Raw genomic sequence first — 17749 nt, 5'->3', positions numbered from 1 at the left:
TCTGCGCGCCCGACCACTCGACCAACTGGCACCGCCGACCGGCTAACCGACGGTCAACTCCCGCAGCAAGCACGTCTTTATTGCTATGATGTCGGGCTGCCGGCGGTACAGCCGGCCACGTCAATACCATATCAATAACGTCGTCATAAGAATCGGGAGTTTGAATGAGTTTACGTCTGCTGCTCTTGGGAGCATTCAGTGCCGCCATGGCCACCACCGCCGCCATCCCTGCGCTGGCCGCTCCGCGCGGTTTCACCGTCGAAGACATGGTTGCCATGGAACGCGTAGGCAGCCCCGTGCTGTCGCCGGACGCCACGCGCGTCGTCTACACGGTGCGTACTACCAACCTGGACAAAAACCGCGGCAACACGCAGCTGTGGATGATCGACCTGCGCGCGCCGAACGCGGCGCCACGCCAGCTCACGCGCGGCGATGCCAGCGCCAGCGACCCGCAATGGTCGCCGAACGGCGACGCCATCTACTTCCTGTCCGGCCGCTCCGGCTCCTCGCAAGTGTGGCAGCTGCCCCTGAACGGCGGCGAAGCAGCAAAGGTCACCGACCTGGCGCTGGACGTCGACACCTACCGGCTGTCGCCGCAGGGCGATCGCCTGGCCTTCAGCATGGGCGTCTTCCTCGATTGCGCGGATATCGCCTGCACCAAGAAGCGCCTGGATGAAAAAGCCAAGAACAAGGCGAGCGGCATGGTCTACGACCAGATGTTCGTGCGCCACTGGGATACCTGGGCCGACGGCCGACGCAACGCGCTGTACTCGGCGCCCATCGACGCCACCGGCAAGGTCAGCGCCACGCCCGTTAGCCTGAGCGGCACCCTCGATGGCGACGCGCCATCGAAGCCCTTCGGCGACAATGGCGAATACCACTTCAGCCCGGACGGCAAGACGGTAGCCTTCTCCGTGCGCGTGGCCGGTCGCACGGAATCGTGGTCGACCAACTTCGACGTCTACACTATTCCAGCAACTGGTGGCCAGGCGCCGCGCAACCTCACCGCCGACAATCCCGCCTGGGATGCCAAGGCCACCTACTCGCCCGATGGCCGCACCCTGGCCTATGTGGCCATGACCAAGCCGGGCTTCGAGGCGGACCGCTTCCACCTGGTCTTGATGGATGTCGCCACAGGCAAGAAGCGCACCGTGGCCGACGACTGGGACCGTTCCGTGGCCGACTTCCGCTGGACGCCGGATGGCAAGGCCTTCCTCGTCGCCGCCGATGACGTAGGCCAGCACCGTCTGTTCCACATCGACGCGGCCAGCGGCAAGGTCAATGCGCTGACTGGCAAGGGCGCCGTGGGCGACTTCGACGTGCGCGGCAACACCATCGTGCTGGCGCAAGCCAACCTGGCCTCGGGCGCGCAGCTGTACACGCGCAAGCTCGACGCGAAGTCGGAAAACGCGCCGATGGTCCAGCTGACGAAACAGAATGCGCAAGCGCTGGCCGATGTGCGTTTCGGCGAATATGAACAATTCTCGTTCGCGGGCGCGAATGGCGAAACCGTCTACGGCCACGTGATGAAGCCATGGAACGCCAAGGCGGGTGAAAAGTATCCTGTCGCATTCCTCGTGCACGGCGGCCCGCAAGGCAGCTTCGGCAATAGCTGGAGCTACCGCTGGAATCCGCAAGTGTATGCAGGCGCCGGCTACGCCACCGTCTTCATCGACTTCCACGGCTCCACCGGCTATGGCCAGAAGTTCACGGACTCCATCAGCGGCGACTGGGGCGGCAAGCCGCTGGTCGACCTGCAAAAGGGCCTGGAAGCGGCCACCAAGAAGTTTCCATGGCTGGACCGCGAGCGCAGCTGCGCGCTGGGCGCGTCGTACGGCGGCTACATGATGAACTGGATCGCCGGGAACTGGCCGGACGGCTTCAAATGCCTGGTCAACCACGATGGCGTGTTCGACAATCGCGGCATGGCTTACGCGACGGAAGAACTCTGGTTCACCGAATGGGAAAACGGCGGCCCGTACTACGATGCGCCAGCCAAGCACGAACAGTTCAATCCCGTGAACTTCGTGAAAAACTGGAAGACGCCGATGCTGGTGGTCCAGGGCGACCTGGACTTCCGCATCCCCACCGCGCAAGGCCTGGGCACCTTCACGGCGCTGCAGCGCCAGGGTATCCCGAGCAAGCTGCTGGTCTTCCCTGACGAAAACCACTGGGTGCTGAAACCGGCCAACTCGCTGCTGTGGCATCACACGGTTTTGGATTGGTTGAATACCTACACCAAGAAGTAAGCGGGTGAATGTCGGATTACGGCCTTTGGCCTCGGCGGCCCCGCCTAATCCGAACTACCCTCGATTTCCACAATAAAAAGCCGCGCGGTGCATCCAGCACCGCGCGGCTTTTTGTTTTGTAGGTCGGATTAGCGGCGCGCGCGCCGCGTAATCCGACACTGCACATCATATCAATACGTATTGAGCGCCTTGGCGAACTTCACGATCCACAAACGGCTTGGACGTTCACGGTCGTCGCCGCGCGCCACGCGGATGGTATTGCCCGCAGTGCAGCCGACGGCAGCGCTGGTGACGATGGCGCCGTTCGCGTCGACCGTGCACTTGGTCACGTCGGCGTCCGCCACTTCCACGCCATTCGCGTCAAAGATCTTGGTTTTCAGGCCGAAGTCATTGTCGTTGGCCAGCGCGATGGTGGAGTCGTCGATCAGGGTCAGTCCTTCCGCCTTTTCCGCCGCCCAGCCGATGGCGTTCAAGTCCAACAGCAGGGTTTTCTTGAGCGGCGTGACAGCGGCCCAGTCGGCGCCATTGACGGCCGCGCCGCCCATGCTGCTCTTTTCCAGGTCGGAGGTCGTCGCGTTGAAGGCGGCGGCCGCGATATCGGTGGCGCCCTTCAATTCGACCAGCATCAGTTTATTGAAGACCTTGCCCGATGGCGCGGCACCCTGCTCGATGACGAGGAACTTGCCGCCGCCCAGCGCCACCATGTCGCCCAGCTTGGCATTGCCCGTGCGGCCATCCTGGTAATCGGCCGCATTCAGGGGATACGCATACATCTTGCCGCTGGTGCCCGTCGTCGGATCGAATTCGATCCAGCGCGTAAAGCGGGCGAAACGCTCCACCTGTTCATTTTTCTTCGTCACCGAGTACGGTGCCGTGCCATCGGACAGGGGGCTTTGCAGGAAGGCGTACAGCTTGTCGTTGCTCGTGTCGAGGGTCATGCCTTCCATGCCCCGGTTCGCGCGGCGCTTGGCGAACAGCGCCGGCAAGCCCTTGCCCGGCTCGTACTTGGCCTGGATGATACCCGTGGCCGCATCGATCCTGATGATGAAGGGGCCGTATTCGTCGGACACCCACAGCGCGTTGCGCTTCGCATCGACGACGATGGCTTCCGAATCGAGGCCGCCCGCGTTGAAGACGGCCTTGCCGGCCGGGTCGAACTTCATCACATCCATGACGGGAATCTCGGCCGAATTGCCCACCGCGCCCACCGGCACGGGCAAGCCCGAGGTGTTCACCGTGGCGGACACCTTGATCGGCGTCGACGAAGTCAAGATGGCGCCGTTCTTGCCCACCGTGAGCACGCCAAAAGAGGGAGTAAAGCTGGGCGACGGGAAGATCTTGCTGCCGATGGTGCCCTTGCCCGATGGATCGGGCACCAGCGGACCGTCGCCGTTCGGGCCGCGGTCCGTCAAGCCATAGAACTCCAGGTCGCCCGCCGCATTCTTGCCCTTGTAGGCCAGGCCGGAGCCGTACGACGGCAAAAAGCCGTTCGGGAACTCGCCCTTGATCTTGGCATTCGCGCCTTCGTACGGTACATAGTATTTGTCCGCCGCCTGGATCTGGTAGCGCGTCACCGTGACTTTCACTTCGCCGACCGAATTAGCCTGCGTCAGCGCTTCATTGAAGGGCGCACCCACCTTGGAAGCGAGGGTGTCTTCGAAATGCTCGCGCACGAGGGCGCGGCGCTCCCCGTCGACCGTGCGGCTGGCGAATTTTCCGCCCGCGCTGCTCAAGTGTGCGGCCAGGGCCGTATTGAATACGGCGGGGGCGCTGGCAAAGTCCAGTGTCTTGCCGGCCAGCGCCGTCTTCACTTCGGCCGTGAGCTTGATGCCGTTCGACGGATCGCTGTCGTCATCGAGCAGTTGCAGCGCCAGCAGGCGGTTGACGACCTTGTCGTCCGCCACATTCGTGCTGCCGGCCAGCGCCAGCGGCGTGACGACGGCGCCGCATGGCGCCGAACCCAGGGCCAGGCCGCCCACACTGAAAGCCACCGTCTCGCCAGGGTTGCAAATGAATTCGCCCTTGGCATTGGTGCTGGCCTTGGCCGCACTACCGGCCACGTAATCGAGGCCCTCCACCGCGCCGTCGAGGAAGACGCCCGTCTGCGCCACGGGCTTGGCCGGTTCCGCCGGCGTATTATCGCTGCCGCCGCAAGCGGACAGGCACAAGCCGGCGGCGATGGCCAGCAGGGTCAGTTTCGGGGTCGGTATCAGGGTCGCTGCGACGTTCATGCATTCCTCGGTTCAGGTTGAGAGTGAAACCGAGGAGATTAGCTGGGCATAATGACAAGGTAATGACAGCGGCTAGGCCAGTGGCGTATCCGCAACAGGCCCGCCGATGCCGCCAAAGCGGCCGTCGGCCTGGCGCCGGAATTCCTTGGGCGTGACGCCCTTCACCTGCAGGAAGCGGCGGTTGAAGTTGGCCACGTTCTGAAAACCCACGTCGTAGCAGACGTTCGACACATAATGATCGGTATCCATCAGCAGCTGGCAGGCCTTGTTGATGCGCAGGCGGCTGATGAAATCCGTGAAGCTGTTGCCTGTCGCCTTGCGGAAGAAGCGCGAGAATTTGCTCAGGGACATGCCGACCTGCTCGGCCAGCATTTCCGCCGAAATCGGCTCGCGGTAATTGTCCGTGATGTAGTTGAGGACGGCATTGACCTTGGCCAGGGTGGCGTCATCGTCGTACGAACGCAGGGAGGCGCTCGACAGCAAACGGTAATTGGCGGTGCGCGCCAGCTTGCTCATTAATTGCACGAATTCGGCGAAGCGCTCGGCGCCATGCGTGACGCGGATGCGCGCCAGGTGCTGCTCGGCCTCGTGGCCCATGTCAAAAAACTCCACGCCATAGCTGGAGCGCTCCAGCAGCGGCAGCAGTTCGCGCAATTCGGGGATGACACGCGCGGCGCCGGCCAGCGGCGCGTGGGCGAATTGCACGATCATGTCGCGCAAGGCCACGCCCCCTTCCGGCACCACGTTGGAAATCCAGTTGTGCGGCAGGCGCGGCCCCGTCAGCACCAGGTGGCCGGGCGAGAACTCGCCGATATAGTCGCCCACGAACAATCGTCCGCTGGTGGCGACGATCAGGTGCAGTTCATACTCTTCATGGCAGTGCCAGCGCACGCGCGAACTGGGATAGCCATGTTCCAGGTAATTGATGATGCCGTCGTAGCTTTCGCGCTCCAGTTCGGGCGCCTTGCGATCGCTGTCCTTTTGCCACAGGTGTTCCATGCTTGTCCCTCCCAGGCTGTCCCGCCTGTGCCATCCAATGTACTCCAATTACCGTCATTCCCCAAAGCGGCCCAGCGCCTGCTGGCGAAACTCCTTCGGCGTCATGCCCTTCAATTCCAGGAAGCGCCGGTTGAAGTTGGCCACATTATTGAATCCCGCTTCGTAGCAGATGTTGCTGACATAGCGCTCCGTCTCCATCAGCAGCTGGCACGCCTTGTTGATGCGCAGGCGGTTGACGAAGTCCGTGAAGCTGTTGCCCGTGGCGCTGCGAAAGAAGCGCGAAAACGTCCGCTCTGGCATGTCCACCTGCTCAGCCAGCTGTTTCAGCGAAAACTGGCTGCTGTAATTGTGCACGATGAAGTTGATGGCTGAACTGATGCGCGCCAAAGCCACGTCGTCGTCGCTCGACTGCATGGGCACCGTCGACAGCAGCTGGTAGTCGCTCGTCTGCGCCAGTTCGCCCAGCAAGGTCAGAAACTCGATGAAGCGCGGCAAACCGCTGCTGTCGCGGATGCGCCGGAAGCGCCGCAGCGACTGCTCGCTGGCCCCGAAAAACTCCACGCCGTGCAGGGCGCGCTGCAGCAGCGGAAAAATTCCTTTCAGTTCCGGGATGGCGGCCGCCATCGAAGCGAGCGGCGCATGCGAAAACTGGATCACCATGTCGCGCAGGGCCACGCCTTCGGGAGGCGTGTCGAGCGAGACCCAGTTGTGCGGCACGCGCGGCCCCGTCAGCACCAGGTGGCCGGGTGCAAACTGGCCGATGTAGTCGCCCACGAAGACCTTGCCGCTCGTCTTGACGATCAGGTGCAGCTCGTACTCGTCGTGGTAATGCCAGCGCACCAGCGCATTCGGAAAGCCGTGCTCCAGGTAGCGGATGAAGCCGAAACTGCCTTTCGGCTCGAAGCCGGGCGTGGCGTCGCGCTGCTGTTCCAGCTCCATCTGCGGCAATGCGGCATCGGCTTTGCGTGGCATGGCGCGCCTCCCCGTCAGGCCAGTACCCGTTCCAGCGCCGCGCGCGCGCCCAGCCCGTACAGGCTGGCCAGCGCCTGCCCCACCGCCTGCGTAAACGCGGGCGTGTCGGAAAGGTCGCCAAACAGCTCGCGCAAGGACAGCAACGGCGAGGTATCCGCCCCGCCCTGCAGCGCCAGCGCGCGCAGGCGCACCGCATACGGGTCGTTCAGGGGCATCTCGCGCCCCTGCTCGTCGTGGCCTTCCAGGTAGCGGAACCAGCACGCCACCGTGAAAGCCAGCAGCTTGATGGCGCCATCTTGCGCCAGCGCTTCGCGCACGGAGGGCAGCACGAATTTCGGGATGCGCGCGGAGCCTTCCGTACCGATGCGCGCCAACTGGTCGCGCACCGCCGGATTCGAAAAGCGCTCGATCAAGGTATCCTTGTAGCTGGCCAGGTTGATGCCTTCCACTGCGCCGAGCAGGGGCGTGACCTCGTCATCCATCATGCGCCGCACGAGCGCGCGGATGCCAGGGTCAAGCATCGCTTCATGCGCAAACGTGTAGCCGAGCTGCATGCCGATGTAGCACAGGGCCTGGTGGCTGGCATTGAGCAAGCGTAGCTTCATTTTTTCATATGGCAGCACGTCGTGCGTCATCTGCGCGCCCACCTTTTCCCAGGCCGGCCGGCCCTGCGGGAATTCGTCTTCGATAACCCACTGGCGGAACGGCTCGCACACAACGGGCCAGGCATCGACGATGCCGAAGCTGTCACGCACCAGCGCCCGGTGTTCATCCGTGGTGGCCGGCGTGATGCGGTCGACCATGCTGTTGGGGAAGCTGCCATGCGTGGCCAGCCAGCGCGCCAGTTCCCCGTCGCGCAGGGCGACAAAGGCCAGCAGCATCTTGCGCGTCACATCGCCATTGTTTTGCAGGTTGTCGCAGGACATGATGGTAAAGGGCGCCAGGCCGCGCCGGTGGCGCAAGGCCAGGGCGGCGGCCAGGTAGCCGAACGAGCAGCGCGGCGCCTGCGGGTGCGCCAGTTCATGCACGATGTCGGGGTGTTGCGCGTCGAATTCGCCCGTGCCCTGGTTCACATAGTAGCCGCCCTCGGTGATGGTCAGCGCGACGATGCGCGTGCCAGGATCGGCCAGTTTTTCCAGCACGGCCTGCGGCTCGTCGGGCGCATACAGGTATTCGCCTATGCAGCCGATGATGCGCGCGGTATCGCCGGCTGCACTGCGCTCGACCACCGTGTACAAGCCGTCCTGCATCCGCATGGCGTCGCGCATGGCCGCGTCATGCGGCAGCAAGCCCACGCCGCAATAGCCCCATTGCTCATTTCCGGGCAAGGCCAGCAAATCGTCAAGGTACACGGCCTGGTGGGCGCGGAAAAAGCCGCCCACGCCGATATGCACGATGCTGTCCACGAGCGCGCCGCGCACATACGCGGGCACGGCAACGTTGGCGGGCAGTCGCTCCAGGTTCGCCTGCTTCAATGCGATCGCGTCCATTACAGCGCTCCTTTCGCCGCCGCGTAAGTCTTGCCGGCGCGGTCAAAATAATGCACGAAGCCCGGTTCGAACGTCAAATGCGTCTGCTGGCCCGGCTGCAGGCTGCTGCGTTCTGCTCCGCGCGAGACCAGCTGCACATTGTTCGGCAAGCGCACATAAGTGAGCGTTTCCACGCCCAGGGACTCTACCAGGTCGACGGTGACGGGCACGCTGCCCGGCTGCGCCGCGCCCAGGTGCACGTGTTCGGGGCGGATGCCGACAAAACCATCGGCCTGCGCCGCGCTGCCCGCCTGCGCCAGCAGCTGCGGTGCCGCGTCGGCGGGTACCACGTTCATGCTGGGCGTGCCGATGAATTGCGCGACAAAACGGTTGGCGGGATGGTCATACAGTTCCAGTGGCGCGCCATGCTGCTCGATCTGGCCGTCGCGCAGCACCACCACCCTGTCGGCCAGGGTCATCGCCTCGACCTGGTCGTGCGTGACATAGATGGTGGTGGCGCCCAGCTCGCGGTGCAGCTTGGCGATCTCGATGCGCGTCTGCACGCGCAGGGCCGCATCGAGGTTCGACAGCGGTTCATCGAACAAAAACACTTTCGGGTCGCGCACGATGGCGCGGCCGATGGCCACCCTCTGGCGCTGGCCGCCCGACAGCTCCTTCGGCGTGCGTTCCAGGTACTTCCCCAGGTCAAGGATGGCGGCCGCCTTGTCGACTTTCTCGCGGATGATGGCCGGATCGACGCCGGCCAGTTTCAAGGCGAACGACATGTTCTGGAACACCGTCATGTGCGGGTACAGCGCATACGACTGGAACACCATCGCCAGGTCGCGCTTGGACGACGGCACGTTCGTGATGTCGCGCCCGTCGAGCGACAGCTTGCCGCCGTCGATCGGCTCCAGCCCCGCGATCAGGCGCAGCAGGGTTGATTTTCCGCAACCTGACGGTCCCACGAAGACGACGAACTCGCCCTGTTGGATGTCCAGGTCGATGCCCTTGATGGCGCGGTGCTCGCCAAAGAATTTTTCGATATTGCTCAGTTGAAGGTAAGCCATGATTGTCTCATTTCTGATTTGTTTTTCGATGCTACTTGACTGCGCCAAAGGTCATACCCTGGACCAATTGTTTTTGGCAGAACCAGCCCAGCGCCATGATGGGGGCGATCGCCATCAGGGAAGCGGCCGACAATTTGGCCCAGAACAAGCCTTCCGGGCTGGAATACGAGGCGATGAGCCAAGCCAGGGTGCCCGCGTTGGACGCGCCCAGGTTCAGCGACCAGAACGATTCATTCCACGACCAGACCATGCACACGAGGGCCGTGGAAGCGATGCCGCCCACGGACAGGGGCAGCACGACGTGGCGGAATTCATCCCACACGGTGGCGCCATCCATGCGCGACGCTTCCAGGATTTCGCGCGGCAACTCCTTCATGCTCGTGTACAGCAGCCAGATCATGATGGGCAAATTCATCAGCATGAACATGATGGTCAGGCCAATGCGCGTGTCGAGCAGGCCGAAGTACTGGTAGCAGATATAGATCGGCATCAGGGCGCCCACGCCGGGCATGTAGCGCGAGCTGAGCATGAATTTCAGCAAACCGATGGTGCCGCCCGTAGGGAAGAAGGCCATCGAATACGCGGCGGGAATGGCGATCAACAGGCCGATGGCGGTCGACACCACGCTGGTAAATAGCGAGTTCCACGCGTAGCCGAAGTAATTGTCGCGCGCCAGCACTTCGCGGAAGCTGTCGAGGGTCGGCGTGAAAAACAGCAGGGGCGGCGTGGAAATGGCTTGCCCTTCCGTCTTGAAAGCCATCAGGCCCAGCCAGAAAATGGGAAAGAACAGCAGCAGCGCGCACAGCCAGGCGGCGGCCGTGCGGCCAACCAGATTGAATTTGCTAGGCATCAAGGTCTCCTTATTTCGACAAATTCTTGCCGATGACGCGCATCAGGAAGAAGGCGGCGATGTTGGCGATGAGCACGGCGAACAGGGCACCGGCCGAGGCCGCTCCCACGTCATACGACAGCAATGCCTGCTGATAAATCATGAAGGTGATGGTGGTCGTATCGAAGCCGGGACCGCCGCCCGTGGTGGTGAATATTTCCGCAAATATCGACAACAGGAAGATCATCTCGATCATCAGCACCACCGAAACGGCGCGGCCCAGGTGGGGAATGTAGAGGTAGCGCAACTGCTGCAGGTAGGTGGCGCCATCCATGCGCGCCGCTTCCAGCTGCTCGCGGTCCATCGATTGCAGGGCAGTCATGAAGATCAGGCAGGCAAACGGCAGCCATTGCCAAGACACCATCATGATGATGGAAAACAGGGGGTGGGCCGACAGCCAGTCGACGGGCGTGGCGCCAAAGAAGATGCTGATTTGCGCAAACAGGCCGTAGATCGGGTTGAGCAGCATGTTTTTCCACATCAGGGCATTCACGGCCGGCATGACAAGAAACGGCGAGATCAACAGCACGCGCACGATGGCGCGCCCCGGGAAGGCTTCATTGATCAGCAGCCCCAGCGCCGTACCCAGCACCACCGTGATCAGCATGACGGAAAACAGCAGGGTAAAGGTGTTCTGCAATGCCGGCAGGAACGAGGCATCGGTAAAGAAAAAGTGGAAATTGGCCAGGCCATGGAAAGGATGGCCGCTCGGATCGAGCATGGAATAGCGCACGAACGAGTAAAACAGGGTAATCAGCAGCGGAATGACGGAAATGACGGAGACGGCGACCACGGCCGGCGTCAGCAAAGTCCGGGGGATAATGCGTTTCATAATGTTCTCTTGGGACAAGGGGAAGTCTGGGGTCAGACCCGGCGGGGGAATGCGGCCCAATGGGACGCATTCCGATCCGAAGGACTGACCCCTGCTTTACGCCATTGGGGTAAGCAAGCTACTCGACAAAGACACTGCCTTATTTGTAGTAGCCACCTTTACGCATCTCGCGCTCCGCCGTCTGCTGCGACAATTCCAGCGCCTGGTCCACCGTTACCTTGCCCAGCAGCGCTGCCGCCATCTGCTGGCCGGCAGCCACGCCGATCACCTGGAATTCGGGGATGGACGCAAATTGCACGCCCACGTATGGCGATGGCAGCATGGTGCTTTGCACGGCGCGCGTGGTGGCCAGAGCCTTGCCTTCGGCGGCGGCAAATTTCGCCACTTTCTGGAACTCGGGGCTGGCATACGTCGATTTGCGCGTACCCGTCGGCACGTTGGCCCAGCTCGTTTCCTTGGCCACCAGTTTCACGTAGTCGGGCGAAGTTGCCCAGTTGATGAAGCGTTGCGCTTCATTCGGGTGCTTGGAGCTCGACGGGATGGCCAGCGACCAGATCCACAGCCAGTTGGCGCCCCGCTCCGTCACGCCCACGGGCGACTGGGCGAACGCCACCTTGTCGGCCACCTTGCTTTGTTTGGGGTCGGTAATGAAGGAGGCGGCGATCGTCGCGTCGATCCAGATGCCGCACTTGCCCTGGTTAAACAGCGCCAGGTTTTCATTGAAACTGTTGGCGGCTGCGCCCGGCGGGCCGTACTTCTTCATCAGGTCGACATACATGGTGACCGCATCCTTCCACGGCTTGCTGGTAAATTGCGGCTTCCATTGCATATCGAACAGCTGGCCGCCGTAGGAATTGGCCATGGTGGTGATCAGGGCCATGTTGTCGCCCCAGCCCGGCTTGCCGCGCAGGCAGATGCCGTACACGCCGTTGGCCGGATCGTGCAGCTTGGCAGCAACGTCGCGCAACTGGTTCCAGGTGGGGCGGTCTTCGATAGTCATGCCCGCTTTTTTGACTAGGTCGCTACGGTACATGATCATCGAGCTTTCGCCATAGAATGGCGACGCGTACAGCTTGCCGTCGCCGGAGAGTCCTTCACGGATGGCCGGCAGCAAGTCGTCGATATCGTATCTGGCGTCAGGCTTGATGGGGATCAGCCAGTTTTTCTTGCCCCAGATGGGCGTTTCATACAAGCCGATGGTCATCACGTCGAACTGGCCGCCCTTGGTGGCGATATCGGTGGTCATGCGCTGGCGCAAGACGCCCTCTTCCAGGGTCACCCATTTGAGCTTGATGTCGGGATTGGCTTGCTCGAAGAACTTGCCGAGCTTTTGCATTTCGATCATGTGGCCGTTGTTGACGGTGGCGATGACCAGGTCGGTGGCGGCAAAGGCGGACGAGCTGAGGCAGGCGGCGCATAGCGCGGCGATGGCGGAACGTTTCATTGCGTGTCTCCAGTGTTTTTTGTCGTTGGCAATGCTCAGATACTTAGCACCACGACCACAATGTAGCACCGGCCTTTGATACTTTCTGATACTCCAAAACCGCAATTCGATACTCTTTTGCAAGCCCACTATGCGCGAGAGTATCGATATGCAGCAAAAACAACACTCTGAAAGAAAGTATCGTCACTTGTTCGTTTTGTATCAGGGTGGTTAAAAAAGCGCTGCTAGACTTGGTTTTCGGCATTAGACCGTATGCGGTGGCCGTCCTCGGGGGCGCCAGCGCTACCACCTACATTATTCTGGAGACTGCATGAATCGCACTGCATTGAAAACCTTACCTGCCTTGCTCCTGGCCATCGCCAGCGCTTCCTCCCTGGCCGACCCCATGTACCCAAGTGATTCCGAAGGCTTCCATGGCTACCTGCGCGCTGGCGCCGGCAGCAATACATCGGGCGACGGCGGTTCGCAAGGCTGCTTCGGCCTTGGTGGCAATACCATGAAATACCGTCTGGGCAATGAGTGCGACGCCTACACGGAATTTGGCTACACCAAGTCCGTCGCCAAGTCCGGCGGCGTGAACTACCTGGCCACCATCTGGGTCAACGCCTACGCGCCAAATTCCGATTTCGGCGACAACAAGCTGGGCATCGTCAAGGCCTATGTCGAAGCGCAGGGACTCGATTTCCTGAACGGCGGCACGGCCTGGATCGGTAAGCGCTTCTACTACCGTCCTGACATCCACATGCTGGACTTGCAATACATCAACATGAACGGCACGGGCGCCGGCCTGGACCGCATTCCTGCAGGCCCGGGTAAATTCTCGTATGCCTTCTTCAAGGACAACGATATCAATACCGTGTCGCCGACCGGCGTCGTGAGCACCAAGTCTGCCGTGCGCCAGAACTTCATTTTCGGTGAAATTCCCGTCAATGAAAACGGCACGCTGGACCTGGCTGCGACCTACATCATCGGTGAAGGCAAGGACAACGACGCTTTTGGCCAGAAACACAATGGCTGGCAGTTGTCGGCATTCCACCGTCAAGGTAAAGTATTTGGCGGCGGCAATACCTTCGGCGTGCAATACGGCGTCGGTCCTGGCACCGGCAAGGGCGCGCAGTTCGGCGCTTCGGGCGACACCAATTTCGGTTCGGACGTGAAACGCACGCGCATCTTCAATGACATGGCGATCCAGCCGATGGCCAACTTCGGCATGGAATTCGTCGCCCTGTGGCAAAAAGACGAGTCGAATGCCACCGGTTCCTCAACCTGGACCTCGGTTGGCGTGCGTCCCGTGTACGCGTTCACCGACAACTTCAAGCTGGTGGGCGAACTGGGCACGGACCGCGTAACGCAAGCGGGCGGCCTGCCAGCCAAGCGTTTGACCAAGCTGACCATCGCACCGACGATCTCCGCCGGCCCTGGCCTGTGGTCGCGTCCTGAACTGCGCGCTTTCGTCACCTACGGCAAATGGAACGATGCGGCCACCGCGTCGGTCAACGCGTCGAACAACGGCGGCCCGATCTATAACAACAATACCAGCGGCACTTCCTACGGTTTCCAGGTAGAAACGTGGTTTTAAGCCAGCTTAACGGTCGCAATTAAAAAAGGGCGGAACCTCGGTTCCGCCCTTTTACTTTACTGCATCACCAACTTACGGCAAGGCCACCGGCAATTCCGGGTACTCCTGCGTCAGCGCATACTTGGTGCCGCCCACGGTGACCGTATAGTTGGCCGGTCCCGAAATCGGCAGGCGATAGTTCAGGGTCAGCGCCACGGAGCCGCCCGGCGCCAGCGATTGCCAGGCAGGAATCGCAAAGCGGGCCCGGTTGTAGTTCTTCGTGAAGCCGCCGATATTGTTCGGCCCCGTGTAACCGGCATTGATCACTGTCAAGCCGAAGCCCGATTGGTCGCTCATGTCCGATGGCGCCGAGACGGGGTAGTCGAACTCCACCACGGTACCACCAGGCAAGGTCGACGTCGTGTTGTTCTTCACCGTCATCACCGGGTTGATGGGAAAGTTGTTATCGCCCAGCTTCCAGCCGCCCAAAGTGATGCTGACGTTGGCCGCCGTGCCCGGCATGGCGATTTCGGCGCGCTTGTTGCCATACACGCCAGCCGTGCGGAATGCCTGGTACAGCACGTCCGTCAGGGTGGTGCCCATGAAATACTCACCCTTGCCGCCATTGCGCGTGGCATCCCAGGCATAATCGCCCGCCATTTCCCAGATCATCACGCCGCCGATATTGTTGTTGACGATGTACTGGGCCTTGGCCGCGATAGACTGTGTTGTTTCCGTGGAAAGGAACACTTTTTTGCTCGCATTCCACAGCCACGGCGCCACCATGGTACTGCTGTAGTACGGCACATAGGTGCCCACCAGCGCCTTGTCCGTGACTTTATAGGCGTCGAGGTAGCTTGGAACGATGCCGTTTTGCAAGTTCAGCGCATGCCAGATGGGGTTGCCGCCGCCCGGTGTCGGCTTGCCCTGCGAATCGAGGTCGTACCACACGTTATCGATGCCGGTGGCGCCCGTGCCGCATGTTTTCACCCCGGCGCACGTGACGGTGGAATTGGTCAGCGCCGTCGTGCCCCACAAGCCGTTGGTGCCGCCCGTCACATCCTTCCAGCCCCGCGTGTAGAACGGCACGCCGATATTGATGCGTCCCGCCTGCATGGCGCCACGGTAGTAGCGGTAAGCCCAGTCCGTATTCAGGTAGCCGATGTTCTGATACTGGTAGGCATTGCCGGCGCGCAATTCGCCATCGTTGCCATCGTCAAACAGCGCCGCGTTCGGTCCCACGTACTGGTTCCACGCGCCGTGCAAGTCGTAGGTCATCAGGCTGGCGTAATCGAGATATTTCAATCCCGACATGTTTTCCTCGCCCCGTAACACCCAGCCCGAAGCGGAACCGGCGATGGTGAGCAGGTAATACTTGTTGTCCTGCACGGCCGCTTCGTCAAGCTTCTGGCGCAGCACTTTCAGCAGCACGTTGTAGCTCGTCATCAACCCCGCCAGGCGCGGTTTCGATGCGGCGAAGTCGTTCGGATTGCCCGCCTCATTGTTGGTGGTCGGGTGTTCGTAATCGACATCGACGCCATCGAAGAAGTTGTACTGGCGCACGAAGGCCACCATGGAATCGGCCAGGGTATTGATGCCTGCCGTGTTGATGCTGCCGTCCGCGTTCGTCGTGGCCGTGTAAAAGCCGCCGCTGCCGGCCCAGCCGCCCACGGAAATCATCAATTTGACGCCCGGATATTTCTTCTTGTATTGCGCCAGCAAGTTGAAGTGGCCCTTGTACGGCAAGGATGGGTCCATGGCTGCCGCCGGCACGTTGGGCCATGTCAAGCCCGTATCGGGATTGACCGCGCCGCTGCCGATGGCGATCTTTGACGTCGCCGGGTCGACGGAGGCAAACGCATAGTTCAGGTGAGTGATCTTGTCCCAAGGCAAGTTATTCACCAGATACGCCGGGCTGCCATCGACGCCCGTGCGCCAGCTGGCGAAATAGCCGACGATGCGCCGGTTCAAGCCATTGCCCAGCACTTCGCGGCCATTCGCGTCGTACACCTTGCAATACGGCACATTCGGCACGGCCGAGATCAAGCCGTCCGGACGGCAAGCCGTGGGTGTTGGTGTTGGTGTTGGTGTTGGTGTTGGTGTTGGTGTTGGTGTTGGTGTTGGTGTTGGTGTTGGTGTTGGTGTTGGTGTTGGTGTCGGTGTCGGTGTCGGTGTCGGTGTCGGTGTCGGTGTCGGTGTCGGTGTCGGTGTTGGTGTCGGCGTCGGGGTTGGCGTATCCGTCACGGCCCACGGTCCCCACTGGTCGGTGGCGCTGGGGACATTGCCCTGCGTCCACCACTTGGCCTTGTAAGTGACGCCCTGGTAAAGCACGCACTGGCCGCCCGTATAGACGGTGGCGGCATCCCATACGGCGCACGCTTCCACGGTGGCAAGCAGGGTGTTTGGCGTGGATGTCGCGCCTTCCTGGCCCCCGCCGCAAGCGACGAGCACGCCGCTGAGCAGGGCCATCAATAATGCATTCGATTTCATGTTGTATTGGTCTCCGTTATGGTTTTACATCGAGAGCTGTTGCAGGCCCCTCGAGAGGCTCTTGTCAACTGTTATCCCTGGCCGGCTGGTCCTGCCTTTGCTGCTACTGCAACTTCACATTCCAGTTGGCTTCCACACATTTCACGTAGTTCCCGGCCAGCAAGGCGCTGTACGGGGTTTGATAGCTGACCAGCTGGCATTGGTTGTCGCCACCGGCGCTCCAGTTTTTTTCCCAGTAAATGTTGTAGGAAGCGGAACTGGCCGGGGTGAAGCGTTGCATGTTGGCGCAAGACAATTGTTCGCCGGAATAATCCCAGCCCATGTCGGCGGCAAACTGCTTGTATTAATCGATGCGGTTTTGCGCTGCCTGTTTTTCCGTGCCCTGCCCGCATTCCGCATTGATGATCATGATGGTGGTGGCGAAATTATTGCCCGCGCCGGCCGTCGTATCGGCCGCGTTCGGCACCCACGTGCCGTCGAGCACATGCAGCATCGATGGTTTTGGTGGTTGCGGATAGACAAAGAAGAACGTGGCCGATGCCAGGTTCAGCCAGGTCGATGCCACCAGGTCCGGATTTTTCAGCAGGACGGATTGATCGCCGTCATGCATCGCTTGCGAAAACGGCCCATAGTTGTAGTTGTAGGACAGCTGCTTGGCGCCGCGACCAAAGTATTTCTTGAAGCTGCCGTCGGCATTCTTGCCACAGGTCCACACCTTGTTGAAGACGGGGTCCGCGCATTCGATGTTGTAGCCGCAGCCCGCGCCCGTTTCATCGCAGCCCAGCTCGCGCAGATACTTCAATCCCTGGCGCCATTGCGGCAAGGGGCTGCTGGCATTATGGTCACCCGTTTCTTGCCCGAAGTGGGCAAACATGGTGGCCAGGCTGTGGCGGCAAATGGCATCCGCATTGCGCCCGTCGCTGTAGTCGTCGCACACGGCGGGGAACTTGGCGACGGCTTGCAGGAAGCGCTGGTAGGTATAGCTGGCGTCGCGCGCAGCAAAATAGTATTCCCACTTAGCCGCCGGCAGCAGGCGTTCGACGCGCTTGACGTTGAGCGGATTGCTGGCCAGGCCAGGCTGCACGGCTTCGACGGCCGTATTGCCCAGGGTGCGGATCGACGCTTTTACCTTGCGGAAGAAATCGTTGTTCGTCAGCGCCGCCTCGTTCGCCTCGGCCTGGGCTTTGGTGGGCACGCCTGGGGTGGGTGTCGGTGTCGGGGTGGGTGTCGGGGTAGGCGTCGGTGTCGGGGTGGTGATGTCGAGGCTCCACGGTCCCCATTGGTCGTTGCTCGGTGCCGTGCCCTGCACCCACCATTTGGCCCGATACACCTTGCCGTCGTACACGGCGCACTGCCCCGTCGTGTAGACAGCGCTGGCGCTCCAGGCCGCGCAACTGTCGCTGGCGGTGGTGGCGGCGGCCAGCAGGGTCGCCGGGGGTTCGGTGATGGAATTGCCGCCGCAAGCAAGCAGCGCGCTGCCCAGCAGGCCAGCCATGAATGGCGTAGCCAGCCGGCTTGATTGCCGTGTCATCACATTGTCTCCTGA

Annotated in this window: 13 protein-coding genes; 2 read left to right on the top strand and 11 right to left on the bottom strand. The window is 61.6% G+C overall.

The annotated features are described in order from the left end of the window. Window positions 1-164: 164 nt before the first annotated feature. Window positions 165-2249 carry a S9 family peptidase gene (locus CLU92_RS01755; RefSeq protein ID WP_101480471.1) on the top strand — a complete coding sequence of 695 codons (2085 nt, stop codon included), beginning with the start codon at window positions 165-167 and terminating at the stop codon, window positions 2247-2249. 170 nt (window positions 2250-2419) lie between these two features. Here CLU92_RS01755 and CLU92_RS01750 read toward each other — a convergent pair whose 3' ends face one another. The 8 genes from CLU92_RS01750 to CLU92_RS01715 form a co-directional block, all read right to left on the bottom strand. After that, a complete protein-coding gene (locus CLU92_RS01750; protein WP_101480470.1) occupies window positions 2420-4480 on the bottom strand; it encodes an esterase-like activity of phytase family protein in 2061 nt (686 codons plus the stop codon). A 72-nt stretch (window positions 4481-4552) separates the two neighbouring features. After that, window positions 4553-5479 carry an AraC family transcriptional regulator gene (locus CLU92_RS01745; protein ID WP_101480469.1) on the bottom strand — a complete coding sequence of 309 codons (927 nt, stop codon included), beginning with the start codon at window positions 5477-5479 and terminating at the stop codon, window positions 4553-4555. 54 nt (window positions 5480-5533) lie between these two features. After that, entirely contained in the window at window positions 5534-6451 is a 918-nt protein-coding gene (locus tag CLU92_RS01740; protein WP_101480468.1) for an AraC family transcriptional regulator, read from the bottom strand. Between the two features lie 14 nt (window positions 6452-6465). Further along, entirely contained in the window at window positions 6466-7941 is a 1476-nt protein-coding gene (locus CLU92_RS01735) for a mannitol dehydrogenase family protein (protein WP_180338402.1), read from the bottom strand. Then, window positions 7941-8990 (bottom strand): ABC transporter ATP-binding protein, encoded by a 1050-nt coding sequence (locus CLU92_RS01730; protein WP_101480467.1) that lies wholly within the window; start codon window positions 8988-8990, stop codon window positions 7941-7943. Before CLU92_RS01730 ends, CLU92_RS01735 begins: the two co-directional genes overlap by 1 nt. Window positions 8991-9021: 31 nt before the next feature. After that, the gene (locus CLU92_RS01725) at window positions 9022-9840 is read right to left on the bottom strand and encodes a carbohydrate ABC transporter permease (protein ID WP_101480466.1); all 819 of its coding nucleotides are present in this window, start codon (window positions 9838-9840) and stop codon (window positions 9022-9024) included. Window positions 9841-9850: 10 nt separating this feature from the next. Then, the gene (locus CLU92_RS01720) at window positions 9851-10711 is read right to left on the bottom strand and encodes a carbohydrate ABC transporter permease (protein WP_101480465.1); all 861 of its coding nucleotides are present in this window, start codon (window positions 10709-10711) and stop codon (window positions 9851-9853) included. Between the two features lie 139 nt (window positions 10712-10850). Beyond that, window positions 10851-12155, bottom strand: a complete 1305-nt coding sequence (locus CLU92_RS01715; RefSeq protein WP_101480464.1) for a sugar ABC transporter substrate-binding protein — start codon at window positions 12153-12155, stop codon at window positions 10851-10853. A 310-nt stretch (window positions 12156-12465) separates the two neighbouring features. Here CLU92_RS01715 and CLU92_RS01710 point away from each other — a divergent pair, with 310 nt between their 5' ends. After that, entirely contained in the window at window positions 12466-13734 is a 1269-nt protein-coding gene (locus CLU92_RS01710) for a carbohydrate porin (protein ID WP_101480463.1), read from the top strand. A gap of 72 nt (window positions 13735-13806) precedes the next feature. On the opposite strand, the gene CLU92_RS01705 is transcribed toward CLU92_RS01710, so the two are convergent. From CLU92_RS01705 to CLU92_RS01700, 3 genes are all read right to left on the bottom strand, one after another. Further along, a complete protein-coding gene (locus CLU92_RS01705; protein ID WP_101480462.1) occupies window positions 13807-16203 on the bottom strand; it encodes a chitinase C-terminal domain-containing protein in 2397 nt (798 codons plus the stop codon). 103 nt (window positions 16204-16306) lie between these two features. Further along, the gene (locus tag CLU92_RS28065; protein ID WP_257560834.1) at window positions 16307-16483 is read right to left on the bottom strand and encodes a ubiquinol-cytochrome-c reductase complex assembly factor 3; all 177 of its coding nucleotides are present in this window, start codon (window positions 16481-16483) and stop codon (window positions 16307-16309) included. Between the two features lie 63 nt (window positions 16484-16546). Further along, window positions 16547-17734 (bottom strand): glycoside hydrolase family 19 protein, encoded by a 1188-nt coding sequence (locus CLU92_RS01700; RefSeq protein WP_306821355.1) that lies wholly within the window; start codon window positions 17732-17734, stop codon window positions 16547-16549. Window positions 17735-17749: the final 15 nt, after the last annotated feature.

It is taken from the genome of Janthinobacterium sp. 61 (assembly GCF_002846335.1).
In the GTDB taxonomy this organism is placed as follows: domain Bacteria; phylum Pseudomonadota; class Gammaproteobacteria; order Burkholderiales; family Burkholderiaceae_D; genus Janthinobacterium.
This window is presented reverse-complemented; position numbering and strand designations above follow the sequence as displayed.